This is a genomic window from Kribbella koreensis, assembly GCF_039525325.1.
Lineage (GTDB): Bacteria > Actinomycetota > Actinomycetes > Propionibacteriales > Kribbellaceae > Kribbella > Kribbella koreensis.
The window spans coordinates 19,742-41,259 of record NZ_BAAAHK010000027.1 but is presented as its reverse complement, the minus strand read 5'-3'; the positions used below and the strand labels follow the sequence as shown (position 1 = coordinate 41,259).

Here is a 21,518-nt window from a genome sequence, read left to right as displayed (position 1 = left end):
CGCTCTGTCGAAGGCCGTCGCGATCGTGGTACATCTACGAACAGACAAGGGGGGATCCATGTCCGATCATGAGATCCGGATCGCGCTGGTGCTGAACGGTGGCGTCAGCCTGGCGGTCTGGATGGGTGGAGTGACGCACGAGCTGGACCTGATCCGGCGGGCGTCCGGCGCGGCCGGGGCGCCGAAGGCACAGGAGTACGACGAGGAGCTCGCGACTCGGTGGCGCGAGCTGTGCCGTCGTGGCGGTGAACGGCGAAAAGTCGTGGTCGACGTCATCGCCGGTACCAGCGCGGGCGGGCTGAACGGGTCGTTGCTCGCGACAGCCATCTCGCACGGGTCGACGCTCGATCCGCCGGGTGCCGACGGCGAGCGCGGGCCTTGGCTGCGGCAGCGTTGGGTGGGCCTGGGGTCGCTTGAGGTCGGCAAGCTCGTGCCTGCTTTCGGCGTCGCGTCGACGTCGGTGCTGGACGGGAAGTACTTCCTCAAGGAGCTGAAGAGCCTGCTCGATGGGGTCGCGAAGGCCGGCAAGCCGACCGCGGCCGACCCGGTCACGCTGTTCGTCACGGCGTCCGGGCTCGGGGTGCAGCAGTTCGAGGCGAAGGACGCGGCGGGGCAGGCGTTCGTCGTACCGGATCATCGGTACCTGTTCTGCTTCACCAGCGAGCAGGCTGCTGTCTACGACGGGGCCAAGCGGTCGTTCTCGGTGGATCCGAAGAACGGGTTGCACGACACGGATCTGCTCGCCCGGGCGGCGCGCGCGTCGGCGTCGTTCCCGGCCGCGTTCGGGCCGGTGCTGGAGACGCCCAAGATGGCTGCGGCGCCACCCCGGGTTCAGCCGACGCAGGCGAAGTCGGGGACGTGGCTGGTCGACGGTGGGGTGCTGGACAACGCGCCGTTCGGGCCGGTGCTGGACGTGGTCGCGCGGCGGCCGGTCACCGGACGAGCGAGCCGGTACGTGCTGTACGTCGTACCGTCGGCCGGAATCGGTACCGCGGCCGAGACCCGGCTGGCGGACGCCAGCGAACCGGGCTGGCGGGTCTCGGCGATGTCAGCGGTGAAGTTCCCGCGGGAGGTCGACTTCCGGTCCGACGTGGAGCAGCTCGAACGGTTGCTGCTGGAGGCCGACGCGTCCTGGTCGGACTCACAGCGGCTCTTCGATCGTTGCATCGAGCAACAAGCTGAGCGGGACCGGTTGCGGCAGGCGGCCGGGTTGCTGCAGCCGGCGTACGCGCGTGGCCGTGCTGCCGGTGGGGTCTGGGAGGCCGTCACGATCGCGACGCACGACCAGTCGACGGTGCTGGATGCGGCGACCGCCTTGTCGGAGTCGGAGATCGACGAGATCCTGGCCACCGATCATCCCTGGGTGCCGGATCCCGATGGGTCGGTCGCGCCGCTGGTGAAGGACTTCGCCGGAAACCCCTCCTGGGCTTGGGGAACGGGCGCGGCCGAGCGAGTTGTACGGCTGGTCCTGCGGTCGCTGCGGACCAGGATCGACAAGGCGGCTCGCGACGAGCGGGCCGATCTCGAGCGGCGGTTGAAGGCGACGAGCGACAGCCTGCAGAAGGTACAGGCCGTTCGTGACGCGTTGTCCGAGGAACTCGCCGAGGCGGATCTGGATCTGCAGCCCGCCGGGGGAGCGGAGGCGGTCGCGGTCGCGCTGAACGACATCTTCGAGACGCTGCAGGTGCAGCGGGCGCTGGGGGACGAGTTCGCGGCCCTGATCGAGGTGGTCGGCTCTGATGTGGTCGAGACGGCGCTCGAGGTGGAGATCGTCTCGCGATGCACATCGGCGCGGACCCCGCAGCAGCGGAGTGCGCCGTTCCAGTTCCTGCGGCTCGGACCGGACATCCCGCTCACGCTGCTCGACTCGTTGCCGGCCGGGTCGATCGCGAACGACCTCAAGGAACGCATCCTGTACGGGTCGCAGGTCGGCCATTTCGGTGCCTTCGGGGCGTCGGACTGGCGGCGGTGGGACTGGCTGATGGGCCGGCTGCACTGCGTCGCCCATCTGGGCGCGATGCTCGGCGCCTCGCCGGACTGGATTCGCGAGACGCAACGGCTGGTGCTGGAGGCCGAGGAGTGGGAGCTGGACGACGTCGCCGAGCGGGTGCAGCGGCTGGCTCATGACTTCCCGGTCGACGCCGGGCTGGGTGCGCTCACGACGATGCGGAACGAGCTCAACACCAGCCGCGAGGGCATCGAGACGACCAGGGGACTGGCCGACCGGATGGTCGAGGTGTCCGGCGGGCTGGGGCCGTCGGTCGGGCACTGGGTCAAGTCGATGGCGGGACGGAAGTACAAGCCGGATACGTGGGTGCTGCAGGTCGCTCGGTGGTTCACGGAGCCGGCCAGGTTCAGCCTGTGGCATCGGCTGGTCAAGAATCCGGACCTGACGCCGGCGCGACGGCCGTTGATCTTTCAGCGGTGGCTGCCTGCCGCGTTGGTGGCTGCTGCGGTCGTGTTGCTCGTGGCGGCGGGCGTGGTCGATCTGGCAGCGGTGCGAATCGTCGCCGGGGTGCTCGCGGGCGTGTTGCTGACGCTCGGGGTGGCGCTTTTCGTGGGGTCGCTGTTCATCCGGCGGGTGCGGCGGCGGATCCGGGGGTGGATCGAGGAGAAGGTGCCGGCGATCAGTCCTGCGTCACGAAATCGATGAGCTCCTCGACCCGGCCGAGCAGTTCGGGTTCGAGATCGGCGAAGCTGCGGACCTTGGACAGGATGTGCTTCCAGGCCGCGGCGACGTCGGCCTGGTCGGTGGCCGGCCAGCCGAAGGTCTCCAGCACGCCCTTCTTCCACTCCTGACCGTGCGGGATCTTCGGCCAGGCGGCGATGCCGACCGAGGACGGCTTGATCGCCTCCCAGATGTCGATGTACGGGTGGCCGACGACGAGCACGTCGCGGTTGTTGATCTCAGCGGCGATCTTCGACTCCTTCGAGCCCTCGACCAGGTGGTCGACCAGGACGCCGAGGCGCCGGCCGGGACCGGGCCGGAAGCGGTTCACGATCGCCGGCAGGTCGTCGATGCCTTCCATGTACTCGACGACGACGCTCTCGATCCGCAGGTCGTCACCCCAGACCCGCTCGACCAGCTCGGCGTCGTGCCGGCCCTCGACGTAGATCCGGCTGGCGCGGGCGACCTTCGCCCGCACGTTCGACACCGCGACGGACCCGGACGCGGTGTGCGTCTTCTTGGCCGGGGCAGCCTTCTTGGGTGCGATCAGGTTGACGGGTTTGCCGTCCACCCAGAAGCCGGGTCCGAGCGGGTACGTCTTGATCTTGCCGTGCCGGTCCTCGAGATCGACCACGCCGTGCTCCCAGCGCACGACGGCCCCGACGTACCCGGAACTGGGCTCCTCGACCACCAGCCCCTTCTCGATCACCAGATCGACGGTCCGCCCGTTCTTGGGCTTGCGCCAATCCCCTGCCAGCACGTCGCGTCCATACCGATCAGCCACCGTCCAACCGTATGCGCTCGACGCCCCCTTCCCCGTCAACCACACACCCAGGTCCACCGCCGAATCCCTTCGGGTCAAAGAGGTCGGGACGGTGGTGACCGGCGCATGCACAACTCCCGCGGCAAGCGATTGCCTCCGGCGTGGCGGGGTGATTCCCGGGAGTTGTGCGTGCACGGGGGTCCGCCCGATGCCGTCGGTCGCGACGCGACTGGCGCGTTGGTGGGGATGGTGACCCCCGGGGCTGTCCCCTCGCCGCGCCGAACCCGCAGCCACGCCCGCCAAGGCGTTAGGTGACGTGCTGTCCGCGGTAGTTCTCCAGGTACCAGGCGCGGGTCGGATGGCGGGCGAGTTTGCCGCTGGAGGTTTTGTGGATGGTGCCTGCGGGGGCTCGGACGACTTCGTGGACGTGGAGGTTGTGGTGGTGGTTGATCGCGGCGCGGATGGTGTCAGTGGGGTCGTCGGGGGTGGTGTGCTCGACGACGATGATGAGGTGTTCGGAGGCTGCTGAGGGGATGGAGAAGGCGGCTACCCGGCCCGGTTTGAGGGCTGGGTGGGTTTGGTGGATGGTGGCTTCGAGGTCTTGGGGGTGGTGGTTGCGGCCGTCGATGACGATGAGGTCCTTCAGGCGGCCGGTGAGGTAGAGCTCGCCGTTGTGGAGAGTGCCCAGGTCGCCGGTGCGGAGCCAGGGGCCGGTGCCGTCGGCGAGGGTGGCGTCGAAGGCTTCCTGGGTCTTGGTGGGGTTGGACCAGTAGCCGCGGGTGACGTTCGGGCCGGCGATGTGGATCTCGCCGATTTGGCCCGGGGGGAGTGGGTTGCCTGCTGGGTCGGCGATCACGACTGTCTGGCCGCGGGGTGGGCCGCAGGAGACGAGGCCCCTGTGGTCGAAGGTGGTGATGGTGGGCTCGGCGTCGATGGGGGCGCTGGCGACGAAGACGACGGCTTCGGCGAGGCCGTAGGCCGGGACGTGGGCCGTTGGGGTGAAGCCGTGGTTCTCGAAGGCCTCGGTGAAGGCTTCGAGGGTTGCTGGGCGGATCGGTTCGGCGCCGTTGAGGAAGGCTTTGTAGCTGGACAGGTCGAGGTCGGACTTGTCTTTGATCCGCTGGACGCAATGGTCGTAGGCGAAGTTTGGTGCGGCCGTGTAGACGTCCAGATCCTCGTCGGCCAGCTGGAACCAACGCGCCGGGCGCATCAGGAACGCGACCGGGTCGGTGAACGCCGATCGGTCACCGTGCAGGATCGGTACGCCGAACGCGAGCATCAGCCCCATGTCGTGGAACAACGGCAGCCAGCTCACCGTCATCGACCGGCCCGGTCTGAACTCGAACGCCTCGATCAGCTGGCCGATGTTGGCGACCAGGTTGGCGTGCGACACCATCACCCCGGCCGGCGAGCCCGTCGACCCCGACGTGTACTGGAGATACGCAAGATCCTCCGGCTCGATCCCCTCCAGCTCCCACTCAGCGGTCGACCCGGTCGAGAGGCTCGTCGTGAACAGCGATCGGCGGGTCAGCGCCAGCCGCGTCGTTGCTTCAGCGGTCGACCCGGTCGTTGGTTCAGGGGTCGACCCGGTCGGCCGTACGGCGGTCGCGCCGGTCGCCGGTACGACGCTCGTTGCCGGCCCGGGGTCGTCGATGGCGATCGTTGGCAGACCGAGCCCTTCGCTGACGGTCAGGGCGCTCGTGGTGGTCAGGGCGCACACCGGCGAGCAATCGGCCAGCACGCCGTCGAGTCGGGCGCGATGGCCGGGCAGATCGGGTGGGAAGAGCGGGACCGCGATTGTGCGCGCGTAGCAAGAGCCGAGCATGGCTACGAGGTAGTCGAGTCCCTGAGGGGCGAGGATGGCGACACGGTCGCCCGGCTCGGCTTGGGCGCGGATTGCTGCGGCGACCGCCCGAGCCCGCGCATCGACTTCACCCCAGGTCAGCGTCGTCCGGGAGTCGGCGCGGTGGTCGACGTACGTGTAGGCAGGTTGGTCAGGCTTCTCCTCGGCCCAGCGTGTGACCAGGTCGACGATCGTGGTCATGAACCCGGCCAAGGAGCGACCGGTACGTTGGTGACGCGACCCGGCGGCGGGATGATCGGCAGGCCGAGCACCTCGAGCATCGCGAGCTGGGTGTGGAAGGCGAGTGCGTCAGCCGTCAGCTCGACGTAGATCTGGTGCCCGTCAGCGGCCGCGCGGTCGAGCAGAACCTCGACTGAGGTACTCGGCTTCGTCCCGGCAATCCAGTACTCCGCGCCGAACGGCGTCGCGTCGGTCGAGGTCGTCGAGTAGAACGGCAAACGCACCTCCGCCGGCGCGAGATCGGCCAGCATCGGCCCGAGCTGATCCGGCGTCCGAGCCAGCGCACCAATCACCCGAGCGCCCTCGGTCGCCGTCAACGCACCAGCAACCACCGCGGCCGCAACCTCCCCACTCCCCTCAGCCACAATCGCCCCCGGCACCACCCCGCGCCCCCGCCAAGCCAACGCCAACCCCACCTGCACCGCAAACCCCACCACCAACTCATCCCCAGCCGCCACCACGTCCGTCAACACCGCATCCCGCAACGACACCCCAGTCGCCCAAACCATCAACGGATCAAGTTCGGCAATAACCTCCACAAACCCAGGCACACTCTCAGCCAACTCCCGCAACCCAGCAGGCTGTACGCCGTCCGCCTCACGCAGATGCGAGGAGACCGATACCCCCGCCCCACCGACCAATGCCCCCGCGCCTGCTACCAGCGCACCCCCGGCGGCCGCAGCCCCCGGTCCAGCGGCCGATACCTCCGGGCCAGGGCCCGCCATCAGCTGGCCTCCGGCGGCCGCACCAGGCGGCACCGATGCCGGCCCCTGCGTCCGCGCTGAAGCGGATCCTCCCGCCTGCGCCGATGCCGACCCCGGCTGTCCCGCCTGCGCCGACGCCGACCCCGGCTGTCCCGGCTGTGCCGACGCCGACTCCGGCTGTGTCGACCCCGGCTGTCTCGGCTGCGCCAACGCCGACCCCGGCTGTGCCGACGCCGGGTCTCTCAGCGGTTGGCTGGGGAACACCCATAGCGGTTGGGGCGGGTTGGTGCTGGCCTCGCCGGCGAAGTTGCCTGGGTGGGGGGTGCCTTGGGCTAGGGATGTCAGGGCGGCGGTTAGGTCTGCTCGTTCGCGGCCGGTGACGGTGGCTCGGAGAGGGCCTCGGCCGAGGCGGCGGGCGAGGGTGTGGGCGACATCCGCCGTGCTGCTGCCGGAGTTGGTTCTCAGGTGCTCGGCTAGTTGGCCGGCGTAGGTGCGGATTCCGTCTAGGGACGTGTCTGACAACAGGAGGCGGGTGGGGCCGGTTGATGGGGTGGGGGCGGCGGGGCGGGCTCGGTGGATGACGGCTTCGGGGCAGGAGATGGTTGAGCCGACTGGGAAAGGGATGAGGTCGGGGGTGAGGCCGCGGTCGGCGGTTTGGACTGCTTCGAAGAAGTCGGCGGTGGGGTTGCCCTCGGGGTCGGTGCATAGGGCAAGTACCTGGTCCAGATCGCGTTCGGCGTCGGCCAGGCGTTTGAGGACGACGACCCGGCACCCAGGACCGTCCAGGACCGCCACCGCCAACTCCACAGCTCCGGCACGCAGGTCAGCCATTGCTTCGGAGAGCGAGGTGCCGGTGAGGTCGCGCGGCGGCGTACCGGCGTGTTCGAGGGCTTCCCAAATCACCTGCCGCAGCGTCAGCCCGATTGCGGCCGACTCGAGCAGTCGCTGGGCCAGTCCGATGACCGCGATCTCTGAGCCGGACAGAACGTCCGGAGGGGTGATCGCAACACCGTCGGGCTCGGCCGAACTCAGCAGGCCGCGGACCAGTTGGTTGATGGTTGGGTAGCGCCAGACGGACGTCGGCTCCAGTCGGCGCCCGAGGACTTCCTCCAGCTCGCCCGTCGCCGCGACCGCATCCCGGGAGGCGATGCCGTACTGCTCCAGCAGGCGGTCAGGGTCGACCTCTGCGGGCGGCAACTCGCAGGCACGGGCGACCCGGTCGACCAGGAAGCGTCTGAGGTCGAGCTCGCTGATAGCCATCTCGCGAACGAAGATAGGTCATCGCTCACGAGATGGCCGTGACCTCAGTAGCTTTCGACGGCGTGGGTCGGGGCGGGGTGCCGGATGGGGGAGACGATCGTGAGCAGGAGGTAGACGAGGAAGCCCGCCACCAGACCGACGACCCACGAGTAGTCGTAGAGGGGCTGGAGGAACGGGATCAGCCCGTCGACCGGGAACGGACCGGCCCCGGGGTTCGAGTACGCGCCACCGACCGCGAGCAGGGAGCCGACGAGGGTGGCGACGACGGCTCGCCAGTTCCAGCCGGCGGCGTACCAGTAGCGGCCGTTGGGGAGGTACAGGTCGGCGAGGAAGAGGTTGGTGCGGTCGACGAACCAGTAGCCCGCGATCAGCACGCCCGCCACCGACGCGAGCAGGCCGCCGTAGAAGGACAGCCAGACGAAGATGTAGATCGACGGGTCGGAGATCAGCCGCCACGGCTGGATCACGATGCCGATCACGCCGGTCAGCAGGCCCGCGGTGCGGAAGTTCAGCCAGCGCGGCAGGGCGTTGGCGAAGTCGTACGACGGGCTGACCACGTTCGCCGCGACGTTGCAGGACATCGTCGCCAGGATCGCCATGACCAGGCCGATGGTGACCACCACCGGGTTCTCGAACCGCCGGGTCAGCTCGACCGGGTCCCAGATCGCCGAGCCGTACACGATCACCGTGCCGGAGGTGGTGATGATCGAGACCAGCGCGATGAACGACATCGTCGTCGGCAGCCCGATGATCTGCCCGATCACCTGCTGGCGCTGGCCTTTGCCGAACCGGGTGAAGTCGGGCATGTTCAGCGACAGCGTCGCCCAGAACGCGATCATCCCCATCAGCGACGGCGCGAAGATCTTCCAGAAGTCGGCGTCCCAGCCGAGCTTCGACGGCTGCGACAGGATCGGGCCGAAGCCGCCGGCCTTGACCAGCACGGTGATCATCAGCGCCAGGAAGGCCAGCGTGACCAGCGGCGCGGCCCAGTTCTCGAACCGGCGCAGCGCCTCGATGCCGCGCCAGATCAGCACCATCTGCAGCGCCCAGAAGAAGAAAAAGCTCAGCCACATCGTCCACGGATGGCCGCCCACCGACGAAGCCCCGGACCAGCCCGAGCCGGCCAGCTCGCCGACGATCACGTAGATCGCCTGGCCGCCGATCCAGGTCTGGATGCCGAACCACCCGCATGCGACGAACGCCCGCAGCAGCGCCGGGAAATTCGCCCCGCGGACCCCGTAGAAGGCCCGTGCGAAGACCGGGAACGGGATCCCGTACTTCGTCCCCGCATGGCTGTTCAGCAGCAACGGCACCAGCACGATCAGGTTCCCCAGCGTGATCGTCAGGAAAGCCTGCAGCCAGTTCATCCCGAGCGCGACCAGCCCGGCCGCGAGCAGGTAGCTGGGGATGTTGTGCGCCATCCCCATCCACAGCGCCGCGTAGTTGTACGTCGTCCAGTGGCGCTCCGGCAAGCGGGTCGGAGCCAGCTCCGCGTTCCCGTACCGGCTGTCGGCGATGGACGCCGGATCGGACAACTCCACCCGCCCGTCCGGATGGGTGATCTGTTCAGGAGAAGCCTGGGCCGCATGCGCCATCGTCGCCACCTCGTCCGCAGTCGTGTTTCGCACCAACGTGCGGGATCGCGGACGCCATGTCAACGCATAACCCCACAGCGTGAGCGCTGATCGGTCCGGTTACTTCACCAAGCGCAGGGCGAAGGGGTACCGGTACGGCTTGCCGTTACTGGCCGCCATCGTCGCCATGATCGCGAACACGACCGCGAGGATCCAGATCGCCGGCAGCGTGATGAACCCGATCAGCAGGAACATCAGGATGTACGACGCGACGTACCCGATGGTCGCGGTGATCTGGAAGTTCAGCGACTCGACGGCGTGCGCGCGGACGGTCGGCGAGTCGTTGCCCTTGACCAGCAGCACGATCAGCGGCGCCAGGAAGCCGAAGATGATGGTGCCGACGTGCGCGACCAGCGACCAGGTCCGCTCCTCGTCCGGCCGCATCGGCTGTCCGGAGTACTGCGGTGGCGGATAGTTTTCAGTCATGACGCGAACGCTAGATGCCGCGTCAGGACCTCAGCGCCGTCCTGCTGGATCAGTGCGCACTCGACTTCCCAGCCGTGCGCTTTCAGGCAACTACTCGTCTTTGGCGAGGCCCAGCAACGGCAGGGTGGGACGCCGGGGAGCGCCTAGGGCGGCGTAGCCGCGGCGTACCGCCTGCTCGAGGTGGGCCTGCGGCCAGGGCCAGTCGTCGGTGTGGGCGAGCGCGTCCTGGAGCGAGGTTCCGTTGTGGTGCAGGCCGGAAATGGTGTTCGCGACCGTGCCGATGTCGCCGTTCTGGTCGCGGACGAACTCGGCGTCGACGACCGCGCCGTGCCCGGGGACGACCTTGGCGGTCGCGGACAGCAGGCCGATCAGCCGGTCGACCGTGTCGGCCCACTCCAGCGGATACGAGTCCTCGCCGTACGACGGGGGCGCCGACTCCTCGATCAGGTCGCCGGCGAAGAAGACATCGACATCCGGCACGACGACCACCACGTCGCCGTCGGTGTGCCCGTTGCCCAGGTGCAGCACCTCGACCCGCCGGTCGCCCAGCTCGATCACCTTGGCCACGGCGAACGTGTTGTCGATGGCAACGGTCTGCGCGACCGCGGCGGCGGTGTTCTCCTGCGCGTAGCTCGTCGCGTCCTCGAAGGCGGGGTTGCCGAAGACGTGGTCGAAGTGCGCGTGCGTGTTGACGATCCAGCGGATCGGCGCGTCGGTGATGTCGCGGATGTGAGCCAGCAACTCCTCACCCTCGGCCGGAGTACCGCGTGTGTCGATCACCAGCGCGCCCTCACTGCCGACGACCAGCCCGATGTTCACGTCGTACTCCGCGTACCGCCGGACCCAGGTCCGGTCGCCCAACTCCACCCACGCACTCATACCGCGACCCTAACCGGAGGGGTCAGCGCGAGATGACGTCGCCTGCCAGTACCTGACTCTTGTCGATGCCCTCGAGCAGCAGCCCGACGTTCTCGCCCGCGCTCGCCGTCTTGAGCACCTTGCGAAACGCCTCGACCCCGGTGACGCGGGTCATCGCCACCTGCTGCCCGGCGCGCATGATCAGCACCTGGTCGCCTTCGGAGACCGTGCCGCTCGTGATCCGGCCGGTCACCACCGTCCCGCGCCCGGTGATCGAGAAGACGTCCTCGACCGGAAGCACGAAGCTCCCCGCGTCCTGCGGCCGCGGCGCGTCCTGCAGCGGACCTGCCGCGTGCGCCTGGTTCAGCAACTGCTGCGGATCCATCGGGTTCGGCTCGCGCTTCCAGAACTTCCATCCCATAGCCGCCGACTCTAGTGGTATCCACCCGCCGGGACGGGGGTTGAAGGCCCCCGATCGGCCGCCTAAGGTCGCAGAGCTGAACCGATTCATCCGATCTCTACACCGATGAAGAAATCGAAGGGTGGCGGCGTGACGACACGACGGGCACTGGTGGTCCGGGGTGGCTGGGAAGGGCATGTCCCGGTCGAGGCGACCGAGCTGTTCATCCCCTTCCTGAAGGAGAACGACTTCGAGGTGACGGTCTCGGACACCACCGAGAGCTACCTCGACCTGGCCGGCGTCGACCTGGTGCTGCAGTGCATCACCATGAGCGAGATCACCGCCGAGCAGGTCAAGGGCCTGGAGGCGGCGGTCCGCGCCGGTACCGGTCTGGCCGGCTGGCACGGCGGCATCATCGACTCGTTCCGCAGCAACACCGACTACAGCTTCATCACCGGCGGCCAGTTCGTCTCCCACCCCGGCGGCGCCGTCGACCACCGGATCGAGATCGTCTCCGACGATCCGATCGTCGAGGGTCTGACGCATTTCGACCTCCGCACCGAGCAGTACTACGTGCACGCCGACCCCACCAACAACGTGCTCGCCACGACCACCTTCCGCGCGCACCCGGACTTCCCGTGGATCGAAGGCGCGACGATGCCGGCCGTCTGGACCCGCACCTGGGGCGACGGCAAGGTCTTCGTCTGTACGCCGGGCCACTCCGTCGCCGACCTCGACACGCCAGAGGTCCGCACCATCATCGAGAGGGGCCTGCTGTGGGCGAGCAAGTGACCAACGTCGGCATCGTCGGCACCGGTGTCATCAGCGGTACGTACCTCGAGCACCTCGCCAAGCTCCCCGGCGTCCAGGTGGTCGCCGTCGCCGATCTCGACCTCTCCAGGGCGCAAGCGATCGCCGACCAGAATCCGGGCGTCCGGGCCCTGACGTCCGAGGACCTGTTCGCAGACCCCGACGTCGACATCGTCCTCAACCTGACCATCCCGGCCGCGCACGCACCGGTCCACCAGGCGGCGCTGCAGGCCGGCAAGCACGTGTACGGCGAGAAGCCGCTGGCTGTCGACCGTGCCGAGGCAGAGCCGCTGCTCAAGCTCGCGGCCGCCAACAACCTCCGCATCGGCTGCGCGCCCGACACCGTGCTCGGCACCGGCACGCAGACTGCCCGCGTCGCGCTCGACCGCGGCGACATCGGCGTACCGACGGCAGCGTCGGCCTACTTCGTTACGCCCGGGCATGAGCTGTGGCATCCAGCCCCCGAGTTCTACTACCAACAGGGTGGCGGCCCGCTGCTCGACATGGGTCCGTACTACATCACCAGTCTCGTCACGCTGCTTGGACCGGTGAAGCGGGTCACTGGTCGGGCTGGGCGCTCGCAGGAGCAGCGGAAGGTCCACACCGGGCCGCGGGCGGGGGAGACGTTCCCTGTCGACGTACCGACGCACGTGACCGGCGTACTGGAGCACGAGTCGGGTGCGCTCACCACTGTGCTGATGAGCTTCGACGTGTGGGCCGCACGGCTCCCGCGGATCGAGATCTACGGCACCGAGGGCAGCCTGTCCGTCCCGGACCCGAATGGCTTCGACGGCACGGTGGAGATTGCCACTGCGACCAACCGTGACTGGACGCAACTCCCTGTAGCCGGTGGGTACGCCGGTGCCGGCCGCGGCGTCGGTGTGGCCGACATGGCTCGCGCGCTGCGCAACAACGAGCCGCACCGGGCCGATGGAGCGCTGGCATATCACGTGCTCGATGTGATGGAGTCGCTGCTCGAGTCTGCGGCTCAGGACCAGTCGGTGGACGTGGCGAGTACGGTCCAGCGGCCTGCCGCCGTACCTTTGGGGGCATCCCCGGAATTAGCCTGAGACACGGCCCACGCCGTTACGCGTCGGTAGGTGTCGTGCGGGCTCGGTAGACTGGCACTCGAAACTCGGGAGTGCCAGCCCGAGGGGCCGACGTGAGAGGGGTGGTGCGCGTGCTGGACGAACGCAAACTGGACGTGCTCCGGGCCATCGTCGAGGACTACGTGGCCACCCATGAGCCGGTCGGCTCGAAGACCCTGGTCGACCGGCACAACCTCGGCGTCTCCCCGGCCACGGTCCGCAACGACATGGCCGCGCTGGAGGAGGAGGGGTACATCACCCAGCCGCACACCAGCGCCGGCCGGATCCCGACCGACGCCGGCTACCGGCTGTTCGTCGACAAGCTGAGCACCGTCAAGACGCTGTCGCCGGCCGAGAAGAAGGCGATCTCGTCCTTCCTGGTCGGCGCGGTCGACCTGGACGACGTAGTACGGCGTACCGTCCGGCTGCTGGCGCAGATCACCCGGCAGGTCGCCATCGTGCAGTACCCGACGCTGAGCCGGTCGAGCGTGCGGCACGTCGAGGTGGTCACGATGACGCCGCGACGGCTGTTGCTGGTGCTGATCACCAGCACCGGCCGGGTCGAGCAGCGGATCGTGGAGACCCACGACGACGTCGACGAGCAACTGATCGCCGACCTGCGCTCCCGGCTGAACACGGCGCTGACCGGCCAGCGGCTGACCGACGCGGCCACCTCGCTGGAGAGCGTCACCGAGACCTTCGCACCGCCGAACCGGCCGCTGGTGGCCGCCATCGTGACGAGCTTGCTGGAGGCCTTCACGGTCGAGGGCGAGCAGCGGATCGCGGTCGGCGGCGCGGCCAACCTGACCCGCTACGGCGACGACTTCGAGCGCAACGTGAAGCCGGTGCTGGAGGCGCTCGAGGAGCACGTGATCCTGCTCAAGCTGCTCGGCGAGGCCACCAACCCGCAGACGCTGACGGTCCGGATCGGCCACGAGAACCCGTACGAAGGACTTGCCACCACCTCGGTCGTCGCCACCGGCTACGGCTCCAAGTCGGAGGCGCTGGCCACCCTCGGCATCGTCGGCCCGACCCACATGGACTATCCGAGCACGATGGGCGCTGTCCGCGCCGTCGCGCGCTACGTCAGCCAGATCCTGGCCGACTCGTGAACCACCACCACACACTGCCTACCAAGTGGCTTGGAGTATGAGCACCGATTACTACGCCGTCCTGGGCGTCAGTCGCGACGCGACACAGGACGAGATCAAGAAGGCCTACCGCAAGCTGGCCCGCCAGTACCACCCGGACGTGAACGACTCCGAGGACGCGCACCACAAGTTCCAGGAGATCGGCCGCGCCTTCCAGGTGCTCAGCGACCCGCAGAAGAAGCAGGTCCACGATCTCGGTGGTGACCCGTTCGCGAGCGGTCCGGGCGCGGGCGGCGCCGGCTTCGGCCAGGCGTTCACCTTCACCGACATCATGGACGCCTTCTTCGGCCAGACCGGCGGGGCGACCCGCGGGCCGCGGCCACGCACCCGGCGGGGCCAGGACGCGCTGATCCCGCTGCGGATCGACCTCGCCGAGGCGGCCTTCGGGACGACCCGCGAGCTGAAGGTCGACACCGCGGTGCTCTGCCCGACCTGTTCCGGCTCCGGCGCCCAGGTCGGCTCCGAGCCGGTCACCTGCGAGATCTGCCACGGCCGGGGCGAGGTCACGCACACGCAGCGCTCGTTCCTCGGCGAGGTCCGGACGATGCGTCCGTGCCCGAACTGCCGCGGCTTCGGCACCACCATCCCGAACCCGTGTGTCGAGTGCGCCGGCGACGGGCGGGTGCGCTCCCGGCGTACCGTCACGGTCAAGATCCCCGGTGGCGTCGACAGCGGCACCCGGGTCCAGCTGACCGGCCAGGGCGAGGTCGGCCCGGGCGGTGGCCCGGCCGGCGACCTGTACGTCGAGATCGAGGTCGAGCCGCACGAGATCTTCACCCGCAGCGGTGACGACCTGCACTGCACGGTGACCCTGCCGATGACGGCGGCGGCGCTCGGTACGACGATCGACCTGCCGACGCTCGAGGGCGAGACGACGCCGCTCGAGATCCGGGCGGGGACGCAGTCGGGGACGGCGATGACGCTGACCGCTCGCGGTGTACCGCGGTTGCGGCACGCGGGTCGCGGTGACCTGATCGTGCAGGTGATCGTCGAGACGCCGACCAAGCTGGACGACGCGCAGAAGGCGTTGCTGCAGCAGATCGCCGCCGCGCGGGGCGAGGAGCGGCCGGTCGGTCATGTCCAGGCGGCGCACAAGGGTGTCTTCGGGCGCCTGCGCGACGCCTTCGGTGCGCATTGAAAACGACTTAGGCTGCCGGGCGATGGGACTCGCGGTCTTCTACCTGCCTGACCTCGACGGCCCCGAGCTGGTACTGGACGGGGCCGAAGGGCGTCATGCGGCCGTCGTACGCCGGATCGGTCCGGGCGAGCGGATCCGGCTGACCGACGGCCGGGGCTCCTTCGCCGAGGGTGCGGTCACGGCTTCGTCCAAGACCGGCCTGACCGTGGCGGTCGACCGCCGTGGTGAGGTCGACGCTGCGAGCCCGCGGCTGGTCGTAGTACAGGCCTTGCCGAAGGGGGAGCGGGCTGAGCTGGCCGTCGAGATGCTAACCGAGGTGGGCGTCGACCTGATCGTCCCGTGGAACGCGGACCGCAGCCAGTTCCGCGCCAACCCCGAGCGGGTCGCCAAGACCGAGAGCAAGTGGCAGTCCTGGGCCTTCGAGTCCAGCAAACAGTCTCGCCGCTCCTGGTTCTGCGAGGTGGCCCCCATCGCCTCGACCTCGGAGGTCGCCAAGCTCCTCTCTGACGCCGCCCTGGCCGTCATCCTCCACGAAGAAGCCACCACCCCGATGGCCTCGCTGGAGTTGCCCGCGGCGGGCGACATCGTGATCGTGGTCGGCCCCGAAGGCGGCATCGCTCCGGCCGAGCTGGAGGCTTTCGCCGCCACCCCGGTGCGCCTCGGCAGCACAGTCCTCCGTACGTCGACAGCGGGCGTAGCCGCCGCCTCAGCCCTACTCGCCCGCTCCCGCTGGACCTGATCCGATGGACTGGCTCGACTGGCACCAGGACTACGACGACCCGTCATCCGACCTGAGCGGCCGCCTCCGCTCGGTCCAACGCGCGATCCGGAACCACCTCGACGCGCACCCCGACGGCCCGATCCGAGTCATCAGCGCCTGCGCCGGCCAGGGCCGCGACCTGATCGAGGTCCTAGCCACCCACCCCGCCCGCGACCGGGTATCTGCCCGCCTGGTTGAGCTAGACCCCCGCTTGGCCGACACAGCCCGCACAGCAGCCGCTGCCCACGGCCTCACCGGCATCGAGGTCGTAGAAGCCGACGCCGGCTCAACCGCGAGCTACGCAGGCGCAGTACCAGCCGACCTGGTCCTCTTCTGCGGCGTCTTCGGCAACATCACCCCCGCCGACACGGAGACCACGGTCCGCGCCCTCCCCGCCTTCTGCACCCCCAACGCCACTGTCATCTGGACCCGGGGCCGCCACACCCCGGACATCCGCCAAGACATCCGAACCTGGTTCACCGACAGCGACTTCGAAGAACTGACCTTCGACGCCCCCGACAACGTCGCCTGGTCCGTCGGCACCAACCGCTACCTGGCTACCACCGAACCACCCACTCCACCGGAGCGCCTTTTCACCTTCCAGTGAGTCGGGTGCCGTCATTTTCCGGATCTTCGAAAAGCTTGTGACGGGTCGTCACTGACTGTTGCCTTGAGTAGCAATCAGTAATCGACGAAAGGTTCGTGAAGATGACTGAGCACAAGACTGTCCGGCGTTTGGCCGGCGTGGCCGGGCTGGCCGTGGCGACTGTGGCGCTGGCTGGGGTGACGAGCGCGGCGGCGGTGGATGCGCCCGCGACTCCGACGGTGGCCGCTGCGGTCCGGCCGGCGAGCGTGCTGGCGATCGACTGTTTCGTGACCACCATCGGCGTACCGGCCTATGACGTGCCGAACCGCAATGTGAAGTTCTGGGCCGGGGAAGGGCAGGGGTTCCGGGTCATCGGGTCGAACGCGTACTGGCGGGTCGGCACGCTCTGGGGCGGGGAACAGCTCGGCAACCTCTGGATCCACTCGAACTACCTGCGGCGGAACGGATCGCACCCCAGCAATCCGCCCTGCAACCTGTGAACTGAGCGGGCCGGCTACTTGACGTAGATCGTCTTCGAGTCGGTGTCGGTGATGTGGCCGTCCTCGGGGGAGGTCAGGTAGACCTCGAGGAGCCACTCGCCGGCACCGAGCTTGGGGGTGAAGCCGTAGTCGGAGAACTTCATGCCTTCCCTGGTCATCGTGAAGTTCTTGACGACTGCCTTGGTTTTCAGGTTGGTGGCCTTCCAGTCGACGGTGGCCTCGTAGGCGGCCGCGGTGCCGGTGACCTTGAAGGGCTCGGTGACCGTCTGGTTGTTCGCCGGGGTCTCGATCCAGACCATCGCCTGGACGTTGAGGGCCTGGGCGCGCTGGAGCGGCTCGTTGGTGTCGATGACGCCGAACAGGCTGGACGGGGTGCGGCCGTCCTCGGTGACCTGGACCGGTGACCTGGACTGCCCGAGGGCGCCCTGGACCGTGTAGACGAGTTGCTGGGCGGCCACGTCGGCCATGTCCGGCTCGAGCGTCGCGTCCGGGAGGCGTTTGAAGTCGACCAGGATCAGGTCGTCGGTGTAGCGGACCGAGTTGATCGCGGCGCCGTCCCAGGGAGAGACGTAGTCGGGGTCGCCGGCGACCTTCGACATCGTCATCAGGCGGACGGCCTCTTCGGCCGGGCGACCGTTGATCGACTGCCAGGTGCGGTACAGGCGGTAGTCGGGGCCGTTCTTGTTGCCGACGACCTTGCCGAGCCAGTAGATCGGTACGGCCTTCTGCTTGACCGCGGGCTCCTGGATCGCGCGGGTCTTGTCCACCGGGCCCGTGGTCGGCGCCACGGTCGGCGCCTTCGTCGTCGGGACCGGCTTGGGGGTCGGCGGGAGCGTGGGAGCGGTCGACGGGTCGGCCGAAGCGCTGGTGGTGGTGTCCGGGCCGCCGGCGATGCTGGGCTCGTCCGCCGTCTTGGTGTTGTCGTTCAGTACGGCGAACGCGCCGATCGCCGCCGCCGTACCGAGCACCGCGGCGCCCGTGGTGATGACCCAGGGGCGCCGGCTGACCGGTGCGCGCTGGGTGCGCACCCGGGCCTGGATCTCGTGCAGGCCGTCGGCCGGCTCGATCCGGTCGGCCTCCTCGGCCAGACTTCGCCGCATCAGCTCGTCGAAAGGGTCGTCCCCGTGGTTGCTCATGCGCTCTGCTCCAGAACCTGGCGCAGCGATCTGGTCGCTCGCGCGGCGTGACTCTTCACGGACCCCCGGCTGATCCCCATCGTGTCGGCGATCTCCGCCTCGGACAGGTCACCGTAGTACCGCAGCACCATCACGGTGCGTTGCTTCTCGGGCAGGGTTCGCATCGCCTCGATCACCCGGTCGGTCTCCGCGGTGCGCAGTACCGCCTGCTCCGCGCTCGGCTCGTCCGGCAGCGACTTCGGCAGGTGCTTGTCGACCACGACGAGGTGCCGTTGCCGGGACCGGCAGCGGTTGACCACCGCGGTCCGCAGGTATGCCAGGGCCTTGTGCGGGTCGCGGAGCCGGTTCCAGCGGCCGTGCATCGCCACGAAGGCGTCCTGCACGATCTCCTCCGCCGAACCGGTGTCGCGCAGCAGCAAGGCGCCGAGCCGGACCAACGACGTGTAATGCGCCGTGTAGACAGCCGTCAGCGCCTCGTCTGCATCCCACGAGGACTCATGTGCCACGCACTCTTCGTACACCACGGCCGGTTGTGCCACACAACGAAGACGCCAAGGTCGGGTTCCAGGTTGACAACCTTCGGCGAATATCGCCCCGGCCGGGCGGTTTCGGGGCCGCCTGAGGGTTTTATCGGGTGAGGCTGTCGGACCGGGCCGCTAGCATGGGTGGAGTCACACCATCGGGCATTTGGAGGAACAGGCTGTCCAGGCCACGCAGTATCGAGCCGTCGCACCCGGATGCGGCGCGCGCTGACGGCAGCGCAGCGGGGGCCGGCCACGGTGCCGGCCACAAGGCGTCCCACAAGATCGTCGTACCGAACAGTATCGACATGGTGGCGTTGCTCGGGGCCCGCGACGAGTTCCTCCGGATCATCGAGAAGGAGTTCGACGCGGACATCCTGGTCCGCGGCAACGAGATCACGATGACCGGCGAGCCGGCCGAGCTGGCCCTGACCGAGCGGCTGGTCGACGAGCTGATCGCCGTGGTCCGGACCGGTCACGGGCTGACCGCGGACTCGGTCGAGCGCAGCATCGCGATGATCAAGGCCGAGACGGCCGAGAGCCCCGCCGACGTGCTGACCCAGAACATCCTGTCCAGCCGCGGCCGGACGATCCGGCCGAAGACGCTGAACCAGAAGCGCTACGTCGACGCGATCGACAAGAACACGATCGTCTTCGGGATCGGCCCGGCCGGTACCGGCAAGACCTACCTGGCGGTCGCCAAGGCGGTCCAGGCGCTGCAGGCCAAGGAGGTCAACCGGATCATCCTGACCCGGCCGGCCGTCGAGGCCGGCGAGCGGCTGGGCTTCCTGCCCGGCACCCTGTCGGAGAAGATCGACCCGTACCTGCGGCCGCTGTACGACGCGCTGCACGACATGCTCGACCCGGACTCGATCCCGCGGCTGATGACGGCCGGGACGATCGAGATCGCGCCGCTGGCGTACATGCGCGGCCGGACCCTGAACGACGCCTACATCATCCTGGACGAGGCGCAGAACACCTCGCCGGAGCAGATGAAGATGTTCCTCACCCGGCTCGGCTTCGGCTCCAAGATGGTCGTCACCGGCGACGTCACCCAGGTCGACCTGCCGAGCGGGACGAGTTCGGGCCTGCGGGTCGTGCAGGACATCCTGGAGGGCGTCCAGGATCTGGCGTTCTGCCGGCTGACGTCGCACGACGTGGTCCGGCACAAGCTGGTCGGCCGGATCGTGTCGGCTTACGAGAACTACGAAGGCAGCGCTGACAACCACCGATGAACGTAGAGGTCAACAACGAGTCCGGCGTCGAGATCGACGCACACGGACTGATGCGGCTGAGCCGCTTCGTGATGTCGTCGCTGCGCCTGCACCCCGAGTGTGAGCTGTCGATCAAGCTGGTCGACGAGGACACGATGGCGCGGTACCACGTGGAGTTCCTGGACCTGCCGGGCCCGACCGACGTGATGTCGTGGCCGATGGACGAGCTGCGCCCCGGCGGGGACAGCACCGATGACGCCGACCTGCCGCTCGGGCACCTCGGCGACATCGCGCTGTGCCCGACGGTCGCGGCCGCCCAGGGCGCGAAGGCCGGCCACGGCACCTGGGCCGAGCTGGAGCTGCTGACCGTGCACGGCATCCTGCACCTGCTCGGCTACGACCACGCCGAACCCGCCGAGAAGGCGGAGATGTGGGACATCCAGGGCCGCCTGCTGGAAGCATGGCGCGCACCTGGAAACAGACTCGGGCAGGAGTGACGAACCAGTGAGTTCCCACGACGGCGTTCTGCTGATTGTGGCTGCGGTGCTTGTGCTGCTCGCTGGGCTGTTCGCGGGGGCCGAGGCGGCCTTCTCGGCGTACTCGAAGGTGCGGGCGAACGAGCAGGTCGAGCAGGGCAACCTGCGCGCGGTGAAGCTGCGCGACCTGCTCAGCGACGCCCCGCGGTACCTGAACTCGCTGCTGCTGATCCGGCTGAGCTGCGAGATCACCGCGATCGTGCTGGTCACCCAGGCCCTGTCGAACATCTTCACCGTGACCTGGCAGCACATCCTGATCACCGCGGTGCTGATGGTGCTGGTCTCCTACGTGATCATCGGTGTCGCGCCGCGCACGCTGGGCCGGCAGCACTCGGACCGGTTCGCGATGATCTCGGCCGGCCCGATCATGGCGCTGACCCGGGTGCTCGGGCCGCTGCCGAGGCTGCTGATCCTGGTCGGCAACGCGCTCACCCCCGGCAAGGGCTTCGCCGAGGGCCCGTTCGCGACCGAGGCGGAGCTGCGCGCGCTGGTCGACCTGGCCGAGAAGTCGTCGGTGATCGAGAAGACCGAGCGGCAGATGATCCACTCCGTCTTCGAGCTCGGCGACACCATCGTCCGCGAGGTGATGGTGCCGCGCACCGACATGGTCTACATCGAGCGGCACAAGAAGCTGCGCCAGCTCACCTCGCTGGCGCTGCGCAGTGGCTACTCGCGGATCCCGGTGATCGGCGAGTCGCTGGACGACATCCTCGGCGTCGTCTACCTCAAGGACGTGATGCGCCGGGTCTACGACAACGCCTCGGCCGAGTCGACCGAGCGGGTCGAGTCGGTGATGCGGCCGTGCATGTACATCCCCGACTCCAAGCCGGTCGACCAGCTGCTGCGCGAGATGCAGGCGGCCCGGATGCACGTGGCGATCGTCGTCGACGAGTACGGCGGTACGGCGGGCCTCGTCACCATCGAGGACATCCTCGAGGAGATCGTCGGCGAGATCACCGACGAGTACGACGAGGCGCCGGAAGCCGTCCAGGCCCTGTCGGACGGCGCCTACCGGGTGTCCAGCCGGTACCCGATCGACGAGCTGGGCGACCTGTTCGGCGTACCGCTGGACGACGACGACGTGGACACCGTCGGCGGCCTGATGGCCAAGCTGCTCGGCAAGGTGCCGATCCCCGGCGCCCAGGTCGAGATCCTCGGGCTGTCGCTCACCGCGGAACGGCCGTCCGGCCGCCGCAACCAGGTCGGTACCGTGCTGGTCCGGCGCGGACAGCTCGCCGACCAGCCGCAGGACAGCAGTCACCAGAACGCCTGATCCACACCG

The 21,518-nt window shown here is 68.8% G+C and carries 20 protein-coding genes; 11 read left to right on the top strand and 9 right to left on the bottom strand.

The window, feature by feature from the left end; translation table 11 throughout:
• Positions 1-58 precede the first annotated feature (58 nt).
• Positions 59-2,653: a DUF3376 domain-containing protein gene (locus tag ABD116_RS41075; RefSeq protein WP_343984038.1), complete on the top strand. Its 2,595-nt coding sequence runs from the start codon at positions 59-61 to the stop codon at positions 2,651-2,653.
• Here the strand turns inward: ABD116_RS41075 and ABD116_RS41070 are convergent.
• The 7 genes from ABD116_RS41070 to ABD116_RS41040 form a co-directional block, all read right to left on the bottom strand.
• Positions 2,628-3,452 (bottom strand): DUF3097 domain-containing protein, encoded by an 825-nt coding sequence (locus tag ABD116_RS41070; protein WP_343984036.1) that lies wholly within the window; start codon positions 3,450-3,452, stop codon positions 2,628-2,630. The genes ABD116_RS41075 and ABD116_RS41070 overlap by 26 nt on opposite strands.
• A 286-nt stretch (positions 3,453-3,738) precedes the next feature.
• The gene (locus ABD116_RS41065; RefSeq protein WP_343984034.1) at positions 3,739-5,475 is read right to left on the bottom strand and encodes a fatty acyl-AMP ligase; all 1,737 of its coding nucleotides are present in this window, start codon (positions 5,473-5,475) and stop codon (positions 3,739-3,741) included.
• Positions 5,472-7,478 carry an acyltransferase domain-containing protein gene (locus ABD116_RS41060; protein ID WP_343984032.1) on the bottom strand — a complete coding sequence of 669 codons (2,007 nt, stop codon included), beginning with the start codon at positions 7,476-7,478 and terminating at the stop codon, positions 5,472-5,474. Before ABD116_RS41060 ends, ABD116_RS41065 begins: the two co-directional genes overlap by 4 nt.
• Before the next feature lie 44 nt (positions 7,479-7,522).
• Complete coding sequence (locus ABD116_RS41055; protein WP_343984030.1) at positions 7,523-9,106, bottom strand: NCS1 family nucleobase:cation symporter-1; 1,584 nt, start codon at positions 9,104-9,106, stop codon at positions 7,523-7,525.
• Positions 9,107-9,172: 66 nt separating this feature from the next.
• Positions 9,173-9,538, bottom strand: a complete 366-nt coding sequence (locus ABD116_RS41050; protein WP_343984028.1) for a DUF4870 domain-containing protein — start codon at positions 9,536-9,538, stop codon at positions 9,173-9,175.
• A gap of 90 nt (positions 9,539-9,628) precedes the next feature.
• A complete protein-coding gene (locus tag ABD116_RS41045) occupies positions 9,629-10,417 on the bottom strand; it encodes an MBL fold metallo-hydrolase (protein ID WP_343984026.1) in 789 nt (262 codons plus the stop codon).
• Positions 10,418-10,439: 22 nt separating this feature from the next.
• The gene (locus ABD116_RS41040; RefSeq protein ID WP_343984024.1) at positions 10,440-10,817 is read right to left on the bottom strand and encodes an EF-Tu/IF-2/RF-3 family GTPase; all 378 of its coding nucleotides are present in this window, start codon (positions 10,815-10,817) and stop codon (positions 10,440-10,442) included.
• Positions 10,818-10,946: 129 nt separating this feature from the next.
• On the opposite strand from ABD116_RS41040, the gene ABD116_RS41035 reads away from it, so the two are divergent.
• From ABD116_RS41035 to ABD116_RS41005, 7 genes are all read left to right on the top strand, one after another.
• Positions 10,947-11,588, top strand: coding sequence for a ThuA domain-containing protein (locus ABD116_RS41035; RefSeq protein ID WP_343984022.1), 642 nt, complete (start codon positions 10,947-10,949; stop codon positions 11,586-11,588).
• Positions 11,573-12,676, top strand: coding sequence for a Gfo/Idh/MocA family protein (locus ABD116_RS41030; protein ID WP_343984020.1), 1,104 nt, complete (start codon positions 11,573-11,575; stop codon positions 12,674-12,676). The genes ABD116_RS41035 and ABD116_RS41030 overlap by 16 nt, the downstream gene beginning before the upstream one ends.
• 110 nt (positions 12,677-12,786) lie before the next feature.
• Positions 12,787-13,806 carry a heat-inducible transcriptional repressor HrcA gene (hrcA, locus tag ABD116_RS41025; protein ID WP_343984192.1) on the top strand — a complete coding sequence of 340 codons (1,020 nt, stop codon included), beginning with the start codon at positions 12,787-12,789 and terminating at the stop codon, positions 13,804-13,806.
• A gap of 37 nt (positions 13,807-13,843) precedes the next feature.
• Positions 13,844-14,983 carry a molecular chaperone DnaJ gene (gene dnaJ, locus ABD116_RS41020; RefSeq protein ID WP_343984018.1) on the top strand — a complete coding sequence of 380 codons (1,140 nt, stop codon included), beginning with the start codon at positions 13,844-13,846 and terminating at the stop codon, positions 14,981-14,983.
• A 22-nt stretch (positions 14,984-15,005) separates the two neighbouring features.
• Positions 15,006-15,722 (top strand): 16S rRNA (uracil(1498)-N(3))-methyltransferase, encoded by a 717-nt coding sequence (locus ABD116_RS41015; RefSeq protein WP_343984016.1) that lies wholly within the window; start codon positions 15,006-15,008, stop codon positions 15,720-15,722.
• 4 nt (positions 15,723-15,726) lie between these two features.
• Positions 15,727-16,350, top strand: coding sequence for an SAM-dependent methyltransferase (locus ABD116_RS41010; RefSeq protein ID WP_343984014.1), 624 nt, complete (start codon positions 15,727-15,729; stop codon positions 16,348-16,350).
• 101 nt (positions 16,351-16,451) lie between these two features.
• The gene (locus tag ABD116_RS41005) at positions 16,452-16,829 is read left to right on the top strand and encodes a hypothetical protein (protein WP_343984012.1); all 378 of its coding nucleotides are present in this window, start codon (positions 16,452-16,454) and stop codon (positions 16,827-16,829) included.
• A 14-nt stretch (positions 16,830-16,843) separates the two neighbouring features.
• Here the strand turns inward: ABD116_RS41005 and ABD116_RS41000 are convergent, their stop codons facing one another.
• Complete coding sequence (locus ABD116_RS41000) at positions 16,844-17,965, bottom strand: Gmad2 immunoglobulin-like domain-containing protein (RefSeq protein WP_343984010.1); 1,122 nt, start codon at positions 17,963-17,965, stop codon at positions 16,844-16,846.
• Entirely contained in the window at positions 17,962-18,471 is a 510-nt protein-coding gene (locus ABD116_RS40995) for a SigE family RNA polymerase sigma factor (RefSeq protein ID WP_343984008.1), read from the bottom strand. Before ABD116_RS40995 ends, ABD116_RS41000 begins: the two co-directional genes overlap by 4 nt.
• A 323-nt stretch (positions 18,472-18,794) precedes the next feature.
• Between ABD116_RS40995 and ABD116_RS40990 the strand changes: the two genes are divergently transcribed.
• The 3 genes from ABD116_RS40990 to ABD116_RS40980 are packed head-to-tail and all read left to right on the top strand — an operon-like array spanning position 18,795 to position 21,509.
• Positions 18,795-19,721 (top strand): PhoH family protein, encoded by a 927-nt coding sequence (locus ABD116_RS40990; RefSeq protein WP_343984006.1) that lies wholly within the window; start codon positions 18,795-18,797, stop codon positions 19,719-19,721.
• Entirely contained in the window at positions 19,718-20,197 is a 480-nt protein-coding gene (gene ybeY, locus ABD116_RS40985) for an rRNA maturation RNase YbeY (protein ID WP_343984004.1), read from the top strand. Before ABD116_RS40990 ends, ybeY begins: the two co-directional genes overlap by 4 nt.
• A 7-nt stretch (positions 20,198-20,204) precedes the next feature.
• The gene (locus tag ABD116_RS40980) at positions 20,205-21,509 is read left to right on the top strand and encodes a hemolysin family protein (protein ID WP_343984002.1); all 1,305 of its coding nucleotides are present in this window, start codon (positions 20,205-20,207) and stop codon (positions 21,507-21,509) included.
• Positions 21,510-21,518 lie beyond the last annotated feature (9 nt).